At 64.7% G+C, this 18,806-nt stretch carries 16 protein-coding genes; 9 read left to right on the forward strand and 7 right to left on the reverse strand.

Translation table 11 applies throughout. The features are described from left to right. The first annotated feature begins 40 nt into the window (after positions 1-40). From ACZZZF_RS14205 to ACZZZF_RS14235, 7 genes are all read left to right on the forward strand, one after another. Complete coding sequence (locus ACZZZF_RS14205) at positions 41-805, forward strand: SDR family NAD(P)-dependent oxidoreductase (protein WP_463499029.1); 765 nt, start codon at positions 41-43, stop codon at positions 803-805. After that, positions 805-1,524 carry a gamma-glutamyl-gamma-aminobutyrate hydrolase family protein gene (locus ACZZZF_RS14210; RefSeq protein WP_311258463.1) on the forward strand — a complete coding sequence of 240 codons (720 nt, stop codon included), beginning with the start codon at positions 805-807 and terminating at the stop codon, positions 1,522-1,524. The genes ACZZZF_RS14205 and ACZZZF_RS14210 overlap by 1 nt, the downstream gene beginning before the upstream one ends. Further along, positions 1,517-2,692 carry a cytochrome P450 gene (locus ACZZZF_RS14215; RefSeq protein WP_311258464.1) on the forward strand — a complete coding sequence of 392 codons (1,176 nt, stop codon included), beginning with the start codon at positions 1,517-1,519 and terminating at the stop codon, positions 2,690-2,692. The genes ACZZZF_RS14210 and ACZZZF_RS14215 overlap by 8 nt, the downstream gene beginning before the upstream one ends. Beyond that, on the forward strand, positions 2,692-2,898 hold the full coding sequence (locus tag ACZZZF_RS14220) for a ferredoxin (protein ID WP_311258465.1): 207 nt from the start codon (positions 2,692-2,694) through the stop codon (positions 2,896-2,898). Before ACZZZF_RS14215 ends, ACZZZF_RS14220 begins: the two co-directional genes overlap by 1 nt. Then, entirely contained in the window at positions 2,895-4,043 is a 1,149-nt protein-coding gene (locus ACZZZF_RS14225) for an NAD(P)/FAD-dependent oxidoreductase (protein WP_311258466.1), read from the forward strand. The genes ACZZZF_RS14220 and ACZZZF_RS14225 overlap by 4 nt, the downstream gene beginning before the upstream one ends. Positions 4,044-4,194: 151 nt before the next feature. Then, entirely contained in the window at positions 4,195-5,565 is a 1,371-nt protein-coding gene (locus ACZZZF_RS14230; protein ID WP_311258467.1) for an aldehyde dehydrogenase family protein, read from the forward strand. Positions 5,566-5,599: 34 nt separating this feature from the next. Further along, positions 5,600-7,222, forward strand: coding sequence for a diflavin oxidoreductase (locus ACZZZF_RS14235; RefSeq protein WP_463499031.1), 1,623 nt, complete (start codon positions 5,600-5,602; stop codon positions 7,220-7,222). Positions 7,223-7,289: 67 nt separating this feature from the next. Here ACZZZF_RS14235 and ppsA read toward each other — a convergent pair whose 3' ends face one another. The 3 genes from ppsA to ACZZZF_RS14250 all read right to left on the reverse strand — a co-directional run bounded on the left by ppsA (position 7,290) and on the right by ACZZZF_RS14250 (position 11,544). Then, positions 7,290-9,671 (reverse strand): phosphoenolpyruvate synthase, encoded by a 2,382-nt coding sequence (ppsA, locus tag ACZZZF_RS14240; protein WP_463499036.1) that lies wholly within the window; start codon positions 9,669-9,671, stop codon positions 7,290-7,292. 20 nt (positions 9,672-9,691) lie between these two features. Then, a complete protein-coding gene (locus tag ACZZZF_RS14245) occupies positions 9,692-10,513 on the reverse strand; it encodes a pyruvate, water dikinase regulatory protein (RefSeq protein ID WP_311258470.1) in 822 nt (273 codons plus the stop codon). Positions 10,514-10,674: 161 nt separating this feature from the next. After that, positions 10,675-11,544, reverse strand: coding sequence for a LysR family transcriptional regulator (locus tag ACZZZF_RS14250; protein ID WP_311258471.1), 870 nt, complete (start codon positions 11,542-11,544; stop codon positions 10,675-10,677). A 111-nt stretch (positions 11,545-11,655) separates the two neighbouring features. On the opposite strand from ACZZZF_RS14250, the gene ACZZZF_RS14255 reads away from it, so the two are divergent. Continuing rightward, entirely contained in the window at positions 11,656-12,978 is a 1,323-nt protein-coding gene (locus tag ACZZZF_RS14255; protein WP_311258472.1) for an MFS transporter, read from the forward strand. Beyond that, positions 12,975-14,063: a C45 family peptidase gene (locus tag ACZZZF_RS14260; protein WP_311258473.1), complete on the forward strand. Its 1,089-nt coding sequence runs from the start codon at positions 12,975-12,977 to the stop codon at positions 14,061-14,063. The genes ACZZZF_RS14255 and ACZZZF_RS14260 overlap by 4 nt, the downstream gene beginning before the upstream one ends. Here ACZZZF_RS14260 and ACZZZF_RS14265 read toward each other — a convergent pair. Genes ACZZZF_RS14265 through ACZZZF_RS14280 form a run of 4 tightly spaced genes read right to left on the reverse strand, consistent with a single transcriptional unit; the run spans position 14,053 to position 18,615 of the window. After that, positions 14,053-15,408 carry an aminotransferase family protein gene (locus ACZZZF_RS14265; RefSeq protein WP_311258474.1) on the reverse strand — a complete coding sequence of 452 codons (1,356 nt, stop codon included), beginning with the start codon at positions 15,406-15,408 and terminating at the stop codon, positions 14,053-14,055. The two genes, ACZZZF_RS14260 and ACZZZF_RS14265, sit on opposite strands and share 11 nt — an antisense overlap. Beyond that, positions 15,408-15,986, reverse strand: coding sequence for an HtaA domain-containing protein (locus ACZZZF_RS14270; protein WP_463499039.1), 579 nt, complete (start codon positions 15,984-15,986; stop codon positions 15,408-15,410). The genes ACZZZF_RS14265 and ACZZZF_RS14270 overlap by 1 nt, the downstream gene beginning before the upstream one ends. 50 nt (positions 15,987-16,036) lie before the next feature. Next, entirely contained in the window at positions 16,037-17,503 is a 1,467-nt protein-coding gene (locus ACZZZF_RS14275) for an aldehyde dehydrogenase family protein (protein WP_311258806.1), read from the reverse strand. Beyond that, the gene (locus ACZZZF_RS14280) at positions 17,503-18,615 is read right to left on the reverse strand and encodes a Zn-dependent alcohol dehydrogenase (RefSeq protein ID WP_463499041.1); all 1,113 of its coding nucleotides are present in this window, start codon (positions 18,613-18,615) and stop codon (positions 17,503-17,505) included. The genes ACZZZF_RS14275 and ACZZZF_RS14280 overlap by 1 nt, the downstream gene beginning before the upstream one ends. Between the last annotated feature and the right edge of the window lie 191 nt (positions 18,616-18,806).

Below are 18,806 nucleotides of genomic sequence, written 5' to 3' on the forward strand. Positions count from 1 at the left end.
CCACACCACCGTTCTCGAAAGAAAGCAGAAAAGTAGAATCATGGGAAACCGACTTGAAGGACGTTTCGCCGCAGTCACCGGCGCCGCCAGCGGTAATGGACGTGCGATCGCGGAGAAGCTCTTGGCGGACGGCGCGAAGCTCGCCGCCATCGACCTCAACCTGGACGCGCTCGAAAAGGTGTTCGGGGGCAGGGACGACGTCATCAACATCCAGGCGAACGTCGCCGATGAGGTCAGCGTGAGGGCAGGGTTCGCGAAGATCGGTGAGGAGTTCGGTCGTCTGGACGTCCTCGTCAACAACGCCGGTATCGTAAAGTTCGGCACGTTCGAAGATCTCTCGGTCGCGGAATGGGATCAGGTCTTCGCCGTCAACTCGACTGGCCCGTTCATCGTCTCCCGCGAGGCGTACCCGCTGCTGAAGGCGGGCGACGGGGATCACACCCGTGCGATCGTGAACATCACGTCCGTCGAGGCGCATATCGTGATCTCTTCGAGCGGACATCCTCAGATCCACTACAACGCGTCCAAGGGTGCCCTGCTTCAGCTGACGCGTGCTCTTGCTGTCGAGGCTGCCTCATCGGGAATCCGCGTGAACGCGGTCGCTCCCGGATTCATCGAGACGCCGTTCACCGCCGAGACTCTGGGGAACGAAGAGGTGCGCAACTGGCTTCTCGAGCGCACTCCGATGGGACGTATCGGCAAGCCGGAGGATGTGGCAAACGGTGTAGCCTTCCTCGCCTCGGATGACGCGAGCTGGGTAACGGGAACGACGCTGTTTGTCGACGGTGGTTGGACGATCTACTGATGTCTCGTCCTCTCATCGCCGTCACCGCAGACCGGAGTTCTCAGCCGTCGGCCTTCGGCCCGCGGGACTCGACCCTGCAGGTGCTCAACTACTCCGAGGCGATCGTCTCGGCCGGTGGGCGGCCTGCACTCCTTCCCGCGACCGAGGTCATTCCTGAGGACCTTCTCGACGGCTTCGACGGTCTCATGCTCACGGGAGGGGGAGACCTGTCGCCTGAGATGTACGGGCAGGAGGCGGCTGACGCCGCTTACGGCATCAGCCCGATCCGAGATCGTTTCGAAACCGCGCTCGTGCGCGAAGCGCAGGAGCGCGGAATCCCGATCCTGGCCATCTGCCGTGGCCTTCAGCTGGTCAACGTCTTGCGCGGGGGCACGCTCGTTCAGCACCTCGACGGGCACTGGCAGTCGCGCGCCTCCGATGAGGCGGATCACGACGTGGAGATCGAGCAGGGGTCACGATTGGCCCAGATTGTGGGCGGCACATCAATGGGCGTCAACAGCTACCATCACCAGGCCATCGACCGCCTGGGTGCAGGCCTCGTCGTGACAGCCCGCGCCGGTGAGGTGGTCGAAGCCGTCGAGGATCCGACGGCCGACCTCGTCGCGGTGCAGTGGCATCCAGAACATCTGTTCCGCACATCGATCAACAATCACGCGCTCTTCGACGACCTGGTTCGCCGCGCCAGCGTGTGCAGGGAAAGGAAACCGGCTCATGTCTGACAACGAAACCCTCGCCGAGTTCGACTTCCACGGGAAGGCTCTCGACACCATCTTCGACGAATACGCGAAGATGCACGAGGCGAAGCCGGTGGGACACAGCTCCAAGTACGGCGGCTTCTGGTACATCTCCAAGAGCGATGACATCTTCGACGCCGAGCAGGATCCGGAGACGTGGTCGGTTGGCCCGTCGATGCTCCTCCCCTCGTTCGGCACCGACATGCCGCTCATCCCGATCGATATCGATCCTCCCACCCATGGGGGGTTCCGAAAGCTGCTGCTTCCGATGTTCACCCCGATGGCGATCGCGAAGCTGGAGCCGGGGATGCATGCCACCGCGGTCGAGCTCTCGAACCAGGTGAATGCAGCGTTCCAGTCAGACGGTGTGGTCGATGTCTCCTCGGCGTTCGCGCGACCGTACCCGACGATCATCTTCAGTCGGCTCGCGGGGTATCCGGAAGCGGATTGGCCGCTCTTCGATCAGTGGGTCGACGACATCATCTACGAGCGCACGGTGTCTCCGGAGACAGCGGCCGCGGCGTCGAACGACCTGATCGCCTACGTGCAGCGACTTATCGATGACGGCCGTTCGGGAACCGAGTTGCAGGGCATCAGCGGAGAACTGCTTCGGGCGACCATCGACGGTCGCCCTCTCACCGATGACGAGCTCACCTCCTACGGCTACCTGCTCTTCCTCGCGGGGCTGGATACCACGGCGTGGGCGATCCGTTCGTCGCTGTGGTATCTCGCGGGGAACAAGGAAGCACAGGCGCTGTTGCGTCGGGAGCCGGAGCGCATACCCGATGCGACAGAGGAGTTCCTCCGCACCCTGTCTCCGGTTCAGGCTATGGCGCGGACTGCCTTGCGCGACACGACCGTTCGCGGGCAGGAGATCAAGGCGGGCGAGCGGGCGATCCTCGTCTTCGGAGCGGGCAACCGCGACCCGGAGACCTATGAGAACCCGAACGAGATCGACATCACGCGGGAGAACAATCGCCATCTGGCGTTCGGTGGGGGCATCCACCGTTGTCTGGGTTCCAATCTCGGGCGCAAGGAAGTGAACATCTCGATGCAGCATTTCCTCGCGACGATTCCGGAGTTCGAACTCGCTGAAGATGCACCCTGGCATGGCGTCGGTCCCCTTCGCCTGCGACTGACCGGAGGTGAGTGATGACTGAGGTATGGGTCGATCCAGCGCGCTGTCAGGGGCATGCCCGGTGTTACATGTTGGCACCGGAGACGTTCTACATCGATGACGAAGGATACGGGCACGTGATTGAGGGGCGCGAAGGCTCCTACGAAGAGGAGAACGTCCGTAAAGCCATCCGCAACTGCCCTGAGCGCGCTATCAAGCTAGTGGAGTCGGGAGCATCGTGACGGGGCCTCTCGTGGTCGTCGGGGCTTCGGTCGCGACGACCGCCTTCATCGAACGGCTCCGTGAGCTTTCCTGGACTGATCCGGTGAGGGTGATCGACAGCGACCCGGATGCTCCTTACGACCGACCACCGCTGTCGAAGCACTACTTGATCGACGGCGAGGTTGAGGACATCGCCGTCGACTGGACCGATCTTGACGTGGAGCTCACCCGAGGGCGGGCGACCGGCGTCGATGCCGTCGGAGCGACCGTCACGGTCGAGCATCCGGACGGCACCGAGGAGGTCGTACCCTTCGGTCGACTCGTCCTCGCCACAGGGGCTCTACCGGTGCGTCTGCCGATCGAGCCGGAGGAGACGACTGTGCTGCGCAGCGCCGCTGACGCCAGGAGCCTCCGAGCGAGGACGTCGGCAGGGGAGTCGGTGGTGGTCATCGGGGCAGGTGCGATCGGCGTCGAGCTCGCGTCGTCCCTGGCCGCGCGCGGCTCTCGCGTGTCGCTGCTCGATCGCGCATCCGGTCCACTCGAGCGACTGCTCGCCGGCCACTTGAAAGAGGAAACCTCAAGGTGGCTCAGCGAGGCGGGGATTGACTGTCACTGGGAGGCCGACATCTCGCGCATCAGCGCCGTAGAAGGTGGATGGGTGGTCGAGCTTGCAGACGGCGCCGAGCTCTGCGGAGACGTTCTGATCAGCGCAGTCGGTGCGAGGCCGGCAGTCGAATGGTTGCGGGAGAGTGGGCTCCTCACCGGAGGGGCGCTGGTCGTCGACGATGAAGGGCGCGTCATCGCGGATGGCACCGCCCTCCCGAACGTCTTCGGGATCGGCGACGCGATCAGTTTCCGAGGGCTCGACGGTGCGCTGTGCCGCACCGAGAGCTGGGCGGAAGCACGACAACACGGCACACGACTCGCAGAGAACATCAGCGGGAGCGAACCTCAAGCTGCGCCCTTGCCATACTTCTGGACCGAGATCGCCGGGCGGAAACTTCAGGTGGTCGGAACCCTCCGCATGGGTGCGGTCACGTCGCTCGAGATGGAGAACCCCGACCGCCGCGCGGCGCTCTATCGTGTGGGGGACGAGGGGGCGGAGCCAGCCTGGATCGGGGTGAACGCCCAACCTCGGATCGCGAAGCTCCTCATGGGCGTGTAGATCGAAGCGGAGGGAAGAAACGGGGCATGTGCATCACGCACATGCCCCCGTTTCTTTGGGTACTTCCTGCACGCCGCTCGCGGGCCCGCGTCGGGGAGGGTTGATCTGTGATGGTGCGGAGGACTACCGCTCCCCGGTGAGAAGAGGATCGATGACGAACCTGGCTATTCCCGTATGGAATCCTGCAACCGAACTGCAGTTCGATTCCGTTCGTTCATTCAGCCGCGATGAAGTCGATGATGCGATCGCGCGGGCAGTCGAAGCGCAGAAGGCGTGGGCGCGTCTGCCTATCTCCGGCCGGCAGCAGTTCCTCTACGACCTCGCGGACTCCATCTCCGCGCATCGCGATGAGCTCGCCTCGTTGGAGTCGCGCGACGTCGGCAAGCCCCTCAGAGCTGCGCTCGCCGAAGCAGACAGCGTGGCCGCGGTCTTCCGCTACTACGCAGGCGTGATCGACAAACTCACGGGAGAGACGATCCCCGTCGACGGGGGCGTCGCCATGACCTTCCGTGAGGCAGTCGGCGTCGTCGGTGTGATCACCCCTTGGAACTTCCCGCTTCCGATCGCGAGCTGGAGCATCGCGCCGGCGCTCGCCGCTGGCAACGCCGTCATCGTCAAGCCCGCCAGCATGACGCCGATGTCGACCAGAAGGCTCGGAGAGCTCGCGGCAGAGGTCTCGCCGATCCCGGACCTGCTCCAGGTGGTCACCGGCAGCGGCGCCGAGGTCGGAGGGACGTTGATCGATGACCCCCGCGTCGGCAAGATCAGCTTCACGGGATCGACAGAGGTGGGACGTTCGATACTACGATCCAGTGCCGACACCATGAAGCGGGTGACGCTCGAGCTGGGGGGCAAGTCTGCCAACGTCGTCTTCGCGGACGCCGATATCGACCAGGCAGCCGCCGCCGCTCCCTGGGCAGTCTTCGACAACACCGGTCAGGATTGCTGCGCCCGAAGCAGGATCCTGGTGCAGAGGCCGGCCCTCGAGCGCTTCATGGAGGGCTTCGTAGAAGCAACCCGGGCGCTCCGCATCGGAGACCCATCCGACCTTTCCACGGATCTCGGGCCGCTGGTCTCGGCCGAGCATCGGCAGACCGTCTCATCTTTCGTCGATGATCGGCTGGATCTCGTCTACCGCGGTGAGACGCCGACTGGACCCGGTTACTGGATGGCACCTCATATCGCCATCGACGAAAATGCAACCACCCGAGCGGCTTCAGAAGAGATCTTCGGCCCGGTCGCGGTCGTCATCCCCTTCGACACGGAGGAGGATGCGATCCGTCTGGCGAACAACACGATCTACGGGCTGAGCGGCTCGGTCTGGACGCAGGATGTTGGACGTGCGTTCCGCGTCGCTCGTGGCATCGAGAGTGGCACGATCTCGGTCAACTCGAACTCCTCGATCCGCGTGCAGGTGCCGTTCGGTGGGTTCAAGCAGTCCGGTATCGGTCGCGAACTGGGAATGGAGGGCGTCAGGGGATTCACAGAGCCCAAGTCGGTCTTCATCTCGACGGGATCATGACGATCGATCTGGGCATCGACGAGGGGGACGCACGATGACCGATAGCGAGACGGCTGAGCTGAGCATCCTGTTCGGAAGCCAGACGGGCAATGCCGAGTACCTCGCCTACCAGATCCATGCGAAGTCCGTGAAGAATGGCCTGGATGCAGGTTACGCATCTCTGAATGACTGGCTTGCCGACAGGGCGAGCGGAGTCAAGAGACTGCTCGTTGTGACCTCCACTCACGACAACGGCCACATGCCGGACAACGCCGCGGAGTTCTGGTCCTGGTTGCAGACGCTCGAGGGCGGCGCGCTGGACGGCTTGCCCTATGCGGTGCTGTCGATCGGTGATTCGATGTACGAGGACTTCTGCAAGGCGGGCCATGACATCGATCAGCGTCTGGAAGAACTCGGTGCCGTTCGCATCGTGGAGAGCATCGACTGTGACATCGACTTCGAGTTCAGCGCGGAGCGATGGGCGACACCGGCTGTACAGTCGCTCATCGACGCAACCGCATGGGATGGGTCGCTGCCGACGGAGTTGCCGCACGAGGCTGACGAAAAGCAGAGCCAGAGTGCGATCGGCGATCAGGCGTGCACAGCACGTATCACTGCATCGCGCGTGCTCTCGGCGCCGGGATCGACGAAGCGCGTCACCCATTACGAGCTGAGTTTCGATGCTGGCGGCTTCGACTACGCGCCGGGCGACTCCCTTTCCGTATTCGTCCAGAACAGCGATGCGCTTGTCGACCGGTGGATCGGACACTTCGGGGACCAGGAGCTCGCCGGAGGCTCCTTGAGGCAGGTACTCACTCACGAAGTCGAACTGCGACTTCCGCATCCCGGTCTCGTGGTCGGGCTGGCACGCCGGTGCCCGGAGAGTTCCCAGGCGGCAGCGATCGTGGCGCTCCTTCAATCGGGCGATCGGGAGGCGCTCGATGCATGGCTCTGGGGGCGAGACGTTCTGGATGTGGTGATCGACCTCGGGTGCGCGGACCTGTCCGTTGTGGAGATCATGCAGGAACTCCGCCCCCTGCAGCATCGGGACTACTCGATCTCATCGAGTCCGCTCCGAGATGACGGGCAGGTGCATCTCACGGTCGCCGGTGTGGAGTACGAGAGCCCGTACGGCCGCCACGCGGGTGCTGCGACGGACTATCTTCGAGCCCGGGCGGAAGACGGGCGAGAGTTCGAGGTGAGGCGCGTCCCGGCTCACGAATTCCGCCTCCCCGCCGATGACGTCCCCGTGATCATGATCGGTCCGGGTGTGGGCGTCGCGCCGTTCCGCGCGTTCCTCCGTGAACGAGACGCGCGGGGGGCTGCCGGCGACAATTGGTTGTTCTTCGGAGATCAGCACCGCGCGTTCGACTGGTTGTATGAGGATGAGTTCGGTGATCTGCAGCTGCGGGGCATCCTCAGCCGCGTCGATCTCGCCTTCTCGCGCGACCAGGCCGCCAAACGCTACGTTCAGCACGCGATGCGCGAGAACGCGCGGGAGCTTCGCAAGTGGGTGGACGCGGGGGCGTACATCTTCGTCTGTGGTGACAAGGCCCGGATGGCTGCCGATGTCGATCGAGCGCTCGCGGAGATCCTGGGGGCCGGAGACGCGGTGGCGGGGGACACGTTGGTCGCCGAGCTCAAGCGTGCCGAGCGGTACGTCAAGGACGTCTACTGAGCGTCTGAAGGTGCCGCTTGCGAGCGAAGGGGTGGCGGTCCTGTCCAGACCGCCACCCCTTCGGTGTTCAGGCAGGACGCTCCGACGTGGAGAGTGCGAGCCAAGTCTGGACCACGGTGTCCGGGTTCAGCGACACCGACTGGATTCCCTGACGGACCAGCCACTCGGCGAACTCCGGATGATCACTCGGGCCCTGCCCGCAGATTCCGATGTACTTGTCGTTGCGTGCGCACGCGTCGATCGCCAGCGACAGGAGCTTCAACACGGCTGGATTTCGCTCGTCGAAGAGGTCCGCGACGATCGCACTGTCGCGGTCCAGCCCGAGGGTGAGCTGGGTCATGTCATTCGAGCCGATCGAGAACCCATCGAAGTACGCGAGGAACTCGTCCGCGAGCAACGCATTCGCGGGGAGCTCGCACATCATCATGATCTTGAGCCCGTTCTCTCCTCGACGAAGTCCGTGCTCGCCGAGAAGCTCCGTCACCGCGGACGCTTCCTCCACTGTGCGCACGAACGGCACCATCACCGCGACGTTTTCCAGCCCCATCTCATCCCGGACGAACCGGATGGCTTCGCACTCCATCTCGAAGCACCCGCGGAAGCCTTCGGATATGTACCGAGACGCACCGCGGTAGCCGAGCATCGGGTTCTCTTCGCGGGGCTCATACCGTTCGCCGCCGAGGAGGTTCGCGTACTCGTTCGACTTGAAATCCGAGAGGCGGACGATCACCGGCGCGGGAGCGAAGGCGGCCGCGATCGTCGACACGCCTTCAGCGACGCGCTGCACGAAGTATTGACGCGGACCGGCATACGCGGATGTGCGCTGCTCGATCTCCTCGCGAAGCGTATGCGGAAGTGATGACAGCTCGAGGAGCGCCTTCGGATGGATGCCGATCTGCCGATTGATGATGAACTCGAGCCTTGCGAGGCCGACACCGTGGTGAGGGAGTCGGGAGAAGGCGAATGCCTGGTCCGGTGTGCCGACGTTCATCATGATTCGCACGGGCGGGTCGGGCATCTCATCGAGGTGAGTCGTCTCCTCGACGAAATCGAGGAGACCGGCGTAGATTCGGCCGACGTCGCCCTCTGCGCAGCTGACCGTGACATCGATGCCGTCCGTGAGGATGTCAGTCGCGTCTCTCACGCCGACGACAGCAGGGATACCGAGTTCTCGTGCGATGATGGCGGCGTGGCAGGTGCGCCCTCCGCGATTCGTCACGATCGCGGAGGCACGCTTCATGATCGGCTCCCAGTCGGGGTCCGTCATATCTGCGACGAGGACGTCCCCCGTGCGGAACTGGTCCATGTCTGCGATGTCGTTCAACACCTTCACGGGTCCTGACCCGATCCGCTGACCGATCGCCCTTCCTTCCGCGACGACAGAGCCCGCCGTTATCAACCGGAATCGAGAGATCGTGTTCTGCGTGGCTCGGGAGACAACAGTTTCAGGGCGCGCTTGCAGGATGTAGAGCTCGCCATCCACGCCATCCTTGGCCCACTCGATGTCCATCGGCCTGTCATAGTGCTGTTCGATCGTCAACGCCTGGCGGCCAAGTTCTTCGACTTCAGCATCGGTGAGCGAGAACCGCCTTCTGTCGGAATCGCGGACGTCTGTGAAGACCGTGCTGGCGCCAGGCTCGCGACTGTCGGTGTATCGCATCGCGATCGCCTTGTCGCCCACAGTCCGCTTCAGGATCGCGGGTCTCCCGGCGCGGAGCCCCGGCTTGGAGACGTAGAACTCATCGGGGTTGACCGCGCCCTGCACGACGGCCTCGCCGAGTCCGTAGGCGCTGGTGATGAAGACCGCCTGATCGAAACCCGACTCGGTGTCGACGGTAAACATGACCCCTGAGGATCCGACATCGGAACGAACCATTCGTTGCACTCCCACGGAGAGCGCAACCTCCTCCTGGTCGAAGCCCTGGTGCACCCGGTAGGCAATCGCGCGATCGTTGTAGAGGGAGGCGAACACCGATCGCACTGCGATCAGGATGTTCTCGATCCCTCCGACGTTCAGGAAGGTCTCCTGTTGCCCGGCGAATGAGGCGTCAGGAAGGTCTTCCGCGGTCGCGCTGGAACGGACAGCCCACGTGACCGAGTCCGGCTCCGGATCCGACTCCACGAGCCGCTGGTATGAGTCGCGGATCTCGCTCTCGAGTGACTGCGGCAGCGGATGCTCCATGATGAGGCGCCGGATCTCTGCACCGATACGGGTGAGCTCGCGGATGTTCTCGATGTCCACTCCGGCGAGCATGCCGTCGATGGTGCCGGCGAGAGAGTCGTGCGCCAAGAAGTCCCGGTAGGCCGATGCTGTCGTCGCGAAGCCACGCGGCACCCGTACGCCGAGTGCGCTCAAATGGGACACCATCTCGCCCAATGAGGCGTTCTTGCCTCCGACCTGAGGCAGATCGGCCATACCCAGTTGCTCGAACCAGAGGATGTTGGTCATGGTGGTCTCCTTCGACGGGGTCACTTGCGCAGATTCAGGGTTTGCATCACGACAGCGGACATCTCTTCCACGCTTTTCGTGGCGGAGTTGAGGAAGGGGATGCCCGTGCTGCGATAGAGGTTCTCCGCACGCCGCAGCTCAGCGGTGCACTGGGGCAGGCTGGCATAGTGCGAATTGGGTCGTCGCTCGTGCCGGATCTGGCTCAGACGTAGAGGAGTCGTGGTCAGCCCGAAACAGCGATCGGCGTACGGAGCTATGCGGCCAGGCAGGTCCTCGTGAGGGAGGTCGTCGTCTGTCAGCGGGTAGTTGGCGACGCGAAGGCCGTACTGCAGCGCGAGGTACATCGACGTGGGGGTCTTGCCGCATCTGCTCGGCGCGATGATGATCACCTCGGCGTGCTCGAGAGCCCGGTAGCTCTGTCCGTCGTCGTGCTCGATGGTGTACTCGATCGCCTTCATGCGGCGGAAGTACCGTTCGGCATCGGCGAGTGAGTGGTAGCGTCCGAAGCCCTCTGATGAGGTTGCGTCGAGGGCGGCCTCGAGATCAGTGAGATGACCTCGCAACAGGTCGATCCGCACCGCGGGCACGTCGGCGAAGGCGCGGCTGATCTCGGCATCCTTCACGGTGAAGAAGACGATCGGTGGTTCCTGTTCTGCCGCGACGCGACGGATCGTCTCGACGACTTGGTGCGCTTCCTTCACGCTCTGGACGAACGACATCGTTCGGCGCACGAAGTCGAAGTCGGGGAAGTTCGCCAGCAACGCGTCTCCGAGGGTCTCCGCCGTGATGCCAGTGCTGTCGGATACGAAGAACACCATGCGTGGTCGGGAAGGAGTCGTCATCGGCTATCACCTCGCCACCACCCTCGTGGAAGCGAATGTTTCGGATGTGTGCGCGGCGCACTGCGTTCCTCACCTGCTTGTGCATCGGCTCCACAGGTGGAGGGCGCCGCGTGGCGAGACTCGGTCGACGTGGCGCTCGTGCGACGGCGACCCTGCCGGGTTCAGGTCCGCGGGTGCGGAGCCTGCCACGGCACATGGTCTTGAATGTGCCCGCGTAGTTGGACGGCCAGCTCCTCTAGTTGCGGGGCAGCGTAGTGATTCCTGTCCCAGGAGGCGTAAAGCGAGATCTGCAGCGGCTGACCTGCCGCATGCGCGGGGGCGGACTGGAGGCCGAAACGAGCCGGTTCCGTCACGAGAGCCCAACCATGCCCGGCTGCCGCGAGCGCTTGGGCGACGGTGCCGGTCGCGGCATCTCGCATGAGCCACGAACGTGATGGTGTCGACAGGCGTTCGCGCACTGCGGGCTGCACGCCGGTGCGGGGAACGATGAGCCATTGATCGTGGAGGGAGTCGAGATCCACTGGATTCGCATCGCCCCAACTGCCGGGCCGCTGAACAGTGATCGGAATGTCAGCGACGCAGAGCGAGGCTCGATCGTTCGGGGGTCGCATCGAGCTCACGCCGAGGTCGGCGTCACGTTCGATCGCATGGTTGATATCGGGGGCTTCGGTGAGTCGCAGGTCGACCACCGGTGGGTTGAGGTCGGCCATGTACGGGGCGATCACCAGGTCTGCCGTGGTGGGTGGGCACGCGATCACGAATGAGGATTGACCGTGCTTCGAGCGCATGAGGGCTTCGCCTCGTCGGAGCGCCTCGAGGACGCTCGTGCTGATGCTGAAGAGGGTCGCACCGGACGCGGTGAGCGCCATTCCCGTGTGCATCCGCCGAAAGAGGGCGGCTCCGAGGGAGTGCTCGAGTTGAGCGATCTTCTTCGACACAGCGGGCTGTGTGATGTGCAGGGAATTCGCTGCTGCAGTCACCGAGCCGAGCCGCGCGACCGCGACGAAGTAGGTGAGGCTTTGACTATCCATTCCCGCAGGTTATCGCCAACCGTCCTATTATTCATTGGACGTAATGGCCTGCTCTCCCCGAGACTCATCAACATCGCACCGACACGCGTGCGCATTCGAAGGGGAACGGTTATGCAAGGACGCTCGACCAGCCGCGAACGAACATCGGTCATCGGCGCGTTCATCGGCAACTCGCTCGAGTGGTTCGACTTCTTCGTGTTCGGCACGGCCAGTGCGCTCGTTTTCGGCCGCGTGTTCTTCCCTGAGATAGATGCGGGCGCCGCGCTGCTGGCTTCCTTCGCCACGCTGTGGGTCGGTTTTCTCACTCGGCCGCTGGGGGCGTTGATCTTCGGACACTTCGGCGACCGAGTCGGTCGCAAGAATGTGCTTCTCGTGACCCTGCTGCTCATGGGCACGGCGACGGCGTTGATCGGAGTGCTCCCGGGATACGCGCAGATCGGAATCCTTGCGCCGATTCTGCTGGTCGTCCTGCGCGCAGCACAGGGGCTGGCCGTCGGAGGCGAATGGGGTGGCGCTGTCCTCATCGCCACCGAGAACGCAGCTCCGGATCGCAAGACGATCGCGGCCGCATGGGTGCAGCAGGGGAGTCCCGTCGGGTCCCTGCTGGCCACCGGATCGTTCGCGCTCGTGGGGATGCTGCCCGATGAGCAGTTCTTCGAGTGGGGGTGGCGGATCCCTTTCCTCGCCTCGACGATCCTAGTCGTCGTCGGCATCGTTCTGCGGCTCCGGCTTCAAGAGTCAGAGGAGTTCGTCACGGCGAAGGCCGAAGGAAACGTCGAGAAGGCTCCGGCGCTTGCCGTGCTTCGTCGTGCCCCTCTCGTGCTCGTGCTGGGAATCGCGGCATCGGTCATCGCGATTGCAATGGCCTACTTCACCAACACGTTCCTACTGGCCTGGGCGACCGGCCCCCTGGGTATCGAGCGTCAGGTCATACTGAACGTTCTCGTCGGCGCCACGGTCGTGCAGTTCATCGCACAGTGGCTCGCGGGCCATGCGGCACAGAGGTTCGGTCGACTGCGGGTGATCTTGATCGGGCTCGGGCTGTCACTGGTCTTCGCGGTGCCGTTCTTCGCGGCCATCGACAGCGCGAACGTCGTACTCATCGCTGTGATGCTGTACGTCTCGTTCGCCGGCGTCACCATCTACTTCGCCGTGTACGCGAGCTTCCTCGCCTACGCGTTCCCGCCGGAGCTGCGGTACTCCGGAGTCTCACTCGCCTATCAACTGTGCTCGTCGGTGATCGGGGGATCGACGCCGCTGGTCGCCCAGTGGATCCTGAACGCCTCCGGCAACAACCCGTGGGCTGTGATGGCCTACTACGTCGCGCTGCTGCTGGCGACGACAGGTGGCGTCATCGGTCTCTACCGCGTCGGTTACCGGCGCCAGGCTTCGCTCGTCGCGGAGGCGGCACACGAAGGGGTGTCCGGCAAGTGACACGAGAGCATCTCGAGGTCTCGGGCGGGCCCTCCTACGCGCGCGGTAGCAGTCGCGGGCTCGCGCTGAGCACACGGCTGGGTGACGTCGTGGGGGGATACCTGTCGCTGTTCGCGATCGGGGGGCTCGACACCGACCGTGTGCGTGAACTGGCTTCGCGGATCGAAAAGAACACGGCGCAGTGGGACTCCCGGTACGTCGACGAGATGCACGGTATCGCGGCGGGAGCAGGCATCCCAGCATGGCAGGTGATCGCGTTGAACGGTCGGACCGAGATCATCTCCCAGTCCACCGCCATGTCGCCGGCCGAGTGCTCCGTGCTGGTCCGTGAGCGGGGCGCTCGGGGTCCCGTCGGGATTCAAACGTGGGATTGGCAGGACGAGTTCTCCTCGTTCTGGCATACCCAGACGGTTCATGGCAGTGCCCGGAGTTTCGTGGGGCTGACCGAGCATGGAATCCTCGCCAAGATCGGTGTGAACGATGCCGGGCTGGGTGTGTTCCTGAACATCCTCTCGAGCGCGAGTGACGAGGTGAGCGGGGTGCCGGTTCACCTTCTGCTCGCAGCGATCCTGGAAACCGCGGCGACTGTCTCAGACGCGATCGACCTGCTTCGCTCCGCTCCGATCGCCAGCTCGAGTGCGATCACCCTGATCGATCCGCACCGAGCCGTCACCGTGGAACTCAGCCCGGTGGGTATCGCCGTCATCGAGATGGGGGCACAGCGCCATCTCGCGCACACGAACCACTTTCTGAGCGATGGGCTCGTATCCGGCGAGAATCCCGGCAGCTTCGGCGACGACACCTATGCGCGATTGCAGTTGATCGACGAGCGGGCTGACGAAACGGAGTCGCCGTTCAGCCCGAGCGAGCTGGTTCCGCTGTTGCTGTCCGGCCCCGGCGAACCGCACCTGTGTTGCGTCCCAGAATCGGATGCACGATTCGGATTGAGATGGCGAACGCTGGCAACGGCGACCATCGACCCGTTGGGCCCTCTGATAAGCATCTTGGACGGAGCCCCGGCCGTGGCGGGTGACCTGCCCTGGCGCGACTTGTTCCCACGTCGCCCGCAAGCGATCAGTCGCTGAACGTCCACTCATCGAGAAGCGCATCCATCGCCGGAAGCGCGGCGGACAGGCGATCGAGGAGGTCGACGATCTCTTCCTCCGTGATGGTGAGCGGAGGGCAGATCATGATGGCGTTGTTGTACGGAGCGATCCCCGCGGGGTACACGATCAGTCCGTGCTCTCTGCAGAGCCGCACGAACGCCCCCGCCGCATTCCGGGAAACATCAGGGGTGCGCAGTGATTCGGCATCCGTCACGAACTCGAAGCCCCAGAGGAGGCCCCGACCGCGGATGTCTGCCATGCGTGGGTGCACGGCCTGGAGTTCGCGCAGCCCAGACTCGAGCTGCCGTCCGCGCTGTCGAGCGTTGTCGAACGCGTCTTCGCGTTCCAGGATGTCGAGCACAGCCAGGCACGTGGCGGCGCCGAGCGGATTTCCCGAGAAGGTATGTCCGAACGGGGCGACGCCGCTGCCGATCGCGAAAGCCTCGACGATCGGCCGGCGCAGGAGCACTCCCGCCACCGCTGCATAGCCACCGCTCATGCCCTTTCCCAGGAGCAGGAGGTCGGGCACGACTCCTTCGCCGCCACACGCGAACCACTCTCCAGCGCGCCCGATACCCGTGATCACTTCATCGACGATCAGCAGCACACCGAGGCGGTCGCACATCTCACGCAGCGCGGCGAGATAGCCGACAGGTGGGACGAGTACTCCGCCTGCGGCTCCCACGATGGGCTCGACGATCACCGCAGCAACCGTGTCAACATCTTCGGCGCGCACGGCGGACTCGAACTCTGCGACCACGCGGCGTCCGTACGCTTCCTCCGTTTCGCCGTCAGCGGCGAAACGCCAGGCGTGGGCGGGGGGCGCGACGGCGAACGGATGCAGCAGATCACCGTAGTCGGGACGACGGGCAGCGTGACCAGACATGGACAGCGCACCCATCGTCATGCCGTGGTAGCTGGTTCCACGGCCCAGGATCTTGGTCTTCCGCGGAAGACCCTTCTCCCGCCAGTACCCCACGGCTGTGCGGATGGCGTATTCGGAGGCTTCGGACCCGCTGTTGACGAAGAACGCGAAGTCCAGGTCGCCCGGAGCATGAGCGGTGAGACGCTCTGCGAGCTGTTCCGCAGGCCCGTTCGTGAACTGCGTGCGGTACGTGAAAGCGACGCCGCTGGCCTGGGCGCGGATCGCGTCGCCGATCTCGGCGACGCCGTGTCCGATGCTGGCCGTCATCGCACCACTGGACCCGTCGAGATACACCTTGCCGTCCGTGTCGTAGAGGTACACGCCACTGCCGTGAGTCACTTCGGGGTAGTGCTCGCGGATGTTCTGCTTGAGCAGTGCGCTGGAGGGCAGCTCGATCATCAGTCGTGCTTCTCGCTTTCGGTGGTCGTGGCGGCGTTGGCGAATGAACGAGTGGGGATGCGGACGGTGAGAGGGGCGAGTTGCTCTCCCTCTGCGTACGATCCGCCGAAGTGTTCAGGTCCCACCCCACTGAGGCGCACAGCGCAGTTGAGCCACATGGTGACGTCTCCGTCGTGGATGCGCGGAGGCAGGTCGATCGCGGCGATCTGCTGCTCGACTCCCCCCACCTCGGTGGTGAGGCGGGCCAGCCCATCGCCGACGGTGATCCGAGGTCGGCTCACGGAGACGGACAGGAGGCCGTGGTGTGCCGTGAAGCTCACGGTGCCGCGGAACGACAGAATCATCGTTTCCCCGACGTGCGCGACGCCCGCCAAGGGAAAGAAGAACTCGCCGGTGCTCGTGACCGCCGCTCCCGCATTCCAGCCGATGTCTCCGTCGCGCATTCCGCGGATGTACTGCAGGAAGCTGTCCTTCACGCTCCACGCGAAACCCAGGTCTGCTCTGGCCGTGAAAGGGGATGCCGCGGGTGATCCTTCGTCGGCCGGCGCCGAGGCGCGAGACGTTCCGTCGATGCTCATGCTGCTCCTGCTTTCCTGCGCTGATTGCTTGTGCGGATGCTCATCCCGGATCAGACGGGAAGGTCGATCGCATCCACTCCGACGACGCGGCGTCCCTGGGAGAATGCCACCCCGTGTGCGGGGTCATGACCGCCGACGCCCGCGCTGCCCCAGAAAGTCTGCTCTGAGCCATCGGCGAGGTCGGCCATGAAGGTGCCGTTGATCCGGACTTCACCGGCGCGTATCCGCGAACCCGTCTGCAGAGCAGCTTCCTCGTCTTCGCCGAACACGTATCCATCGAGGCCTCCACCGGGGAGATTCGCGATCTCGACGGCCTCATCGACGGACTCCACCGCGTGCACCGAGAGCGCCGGACCGAACAGTTCGGTCCGAGCCGCAGTGGCATCAATATCGGTCACGATCGCGGGCTGGAAGAACCATCCGCCCAGATCGGGCAGAGTGCCTGCACGCAGAACCGTCGCACCGCCGGCGGCGTATTCTGCGAGCTGGGCTTCGAGCCGATCGTGGTGGACCCGATAGGCGAGCGGTCCGAGTTGGCTGTCGCCCGCGAACGAGTGGTCGATACGCAACGCGGCGGCCTGCAATACGAGAGCTTCCACGAGGTCGTCTCGGAGCTCCTTCGGAACGAGCACCTTGCCCGGCGCCTCGCACCACTGTCCGTTCAGGCGCGTTGTGCCCGCGATCAGCAGCGCTGCCGTGCGTTCGATGTCGGCATCCGGCTGAACGATCGCAGGATTGTTCGATCCCAACTCCAGCTGCACGACTGCCAGTGTCTCGGCGGCGGCGCGAGCCACCGCCCGACCGGCGGGGAGTCCGCCGGTGAAGCTGATGGCTCGAACCCGCGGGTCGCTCGCCAAACCGCTGCCGACGGCGCCCGCGCCATGGACGAGCTGTGCGGTCGCCCGGGGGAAGTCGTGTTCGTGCAGCACGGACTGCAGCAGTTCGAAAGCGATCTGAGCCCCGCTGGGTGTCCACTCTGACGGCTTCAGGATCACAGGAGAAGCCGCGCCGATCGCCCCGCTGACCTTCGAGACCGCAACGAACGTCGGAGCGTTCCACGGTGCGAGCACCAGCGTCGGCCCGAGTGCTCGGTGCAGCAGCCGAACGGCACGCCCTCCCGCTTCGAGCGAGTGACCATCGCCGATCTCATTGGTCTGTCGTGCCGTGGAGCGCACACGTGCACCGAGGAAAGACGCGAGCGTGCGCGTCGTCGCGATCGGATTGCCTGTGGAGATCGCATCCTGCACGGCGATGTCTTCGACGTGGGCATCGAGCGCATCCGCCCACGCCTCGAGGGCTGCGGCGCGGATGGCCGCGGGAATGCGGTCGAGTACCTGGGAGGTGTGGAGAGCATCGGCGGCGCGCAGCGCATCGTCCACGTCCCGCGCGGTGGCGCCCAACTGGGATGTGCGCTCGGCGCCGGAGTTCGGGTCGTGCAGCATGCCGAGCCGGTCGGCGGCCACGCGCCACTGGCCGTCGATGTAGAGGCGGGTCTCGACGATCGGGATCTCGTACATCACCAGGTCCCTTCTCCGAGCGCCACGACATTTCGAATGGACGAACGACTCGCCATGGCGGTGAATCCGTCATTGATCCCCGCGAGCGACACGGAGCCGGTCACCATCGCGTCCAGGTCGAGGCGACCCGAGCGGTAGTGGTCGGTGAGCGTGTCGATGTCGGCGAGGAAGCGGTTGCCGCCCATGTATGCGCCTTGCATTCGTCGATCTCCTTCGATGAGTTCAGAGGCTTCGATCGTGATCTGGCTGCCGGAGGGCATGAGGCCGAGGATCGTCGCGACGCCGCCCGAAGCCAGCAGTGAGAACGCCAGCTCGGCGGTCGCCGGTCGTCCGACCGCTTCGAACGCGTGGGTGACTCCTCCCGGTATGAGGTTCAGCACCGCATTCCGCACATCCTCGTCTGAGGAGTTCACGACATCCGTGGCACCGAGTCGGGTCGCCAGCGCGAGCTTCTCGTCATGCAGATCGATGGCGATGATGCGTCGCGCGCCGCTGAGTCGGGCTCCCTGGATCGCCGCCATGCCGACTCCACCGCATCCGATGACCGCGACGGTGTCGTTGGGACCGACGTGGGCGCCGTGAATCACGGCTCCCACGCCAGTGCTCACGCAGCATCCCAGCAGGGCCGCGACCGAAGGGGGGAGGTCTGCGCCGACGACGGCGAGCGCGGATTCGGGAACCACGATCGCCTCGGCGAACGCCCCGATGGAGCCGAGCGACGTAATCGTTTCGCCGGCCTCATCGACGAGGAGGGGCTCCGCACGCTCGCGCATCTGACTGACGCGTGAGCAGCGAGTGGGCGTTCCCGATACGCACGCCGGGCACTGGCCGCAGCTCGGCGTGATGGTGACGACGACCCGGTCGCCGGGAGTGATGCGATTCACGCCGGGGCCGCAACGCTCGATGACTCCCGCAACCTCATGACCGAGAACCGCGGGAAGTGAGATGCCCATCGTCCCCTTGAGATAGTGGAGATCGCTGTGGCACAGGCCGGCCGCCGTGGTTCGCACCAGCACCTCACCGGACCCGGGCTCGTCCAGGTACACGGTCTCGAGCGCGAGCTGCTCGCCCGGCTCCCTCAGTACCGCCGCCTTCACCGGTATGCGTGGCATGTCATCCCCTTCAAGTTCACTCAGGGAATACTTGCGTGAACGCTCGAGTCACTCACGTGCAGGATGCACGTAGTGGACCGCTGCGGTGTGCGCGAGCGACATGGAATGAGCCGGTCGGCTCCGCATGCTGGGAACGTTGTGGACGGCGTTCAGGTTACAGGCGCCGAAGGCCTGAATATGGAGGATTTCGA

The organism is Microbacterium sp. AC215 (assembly GCF_979258645.1).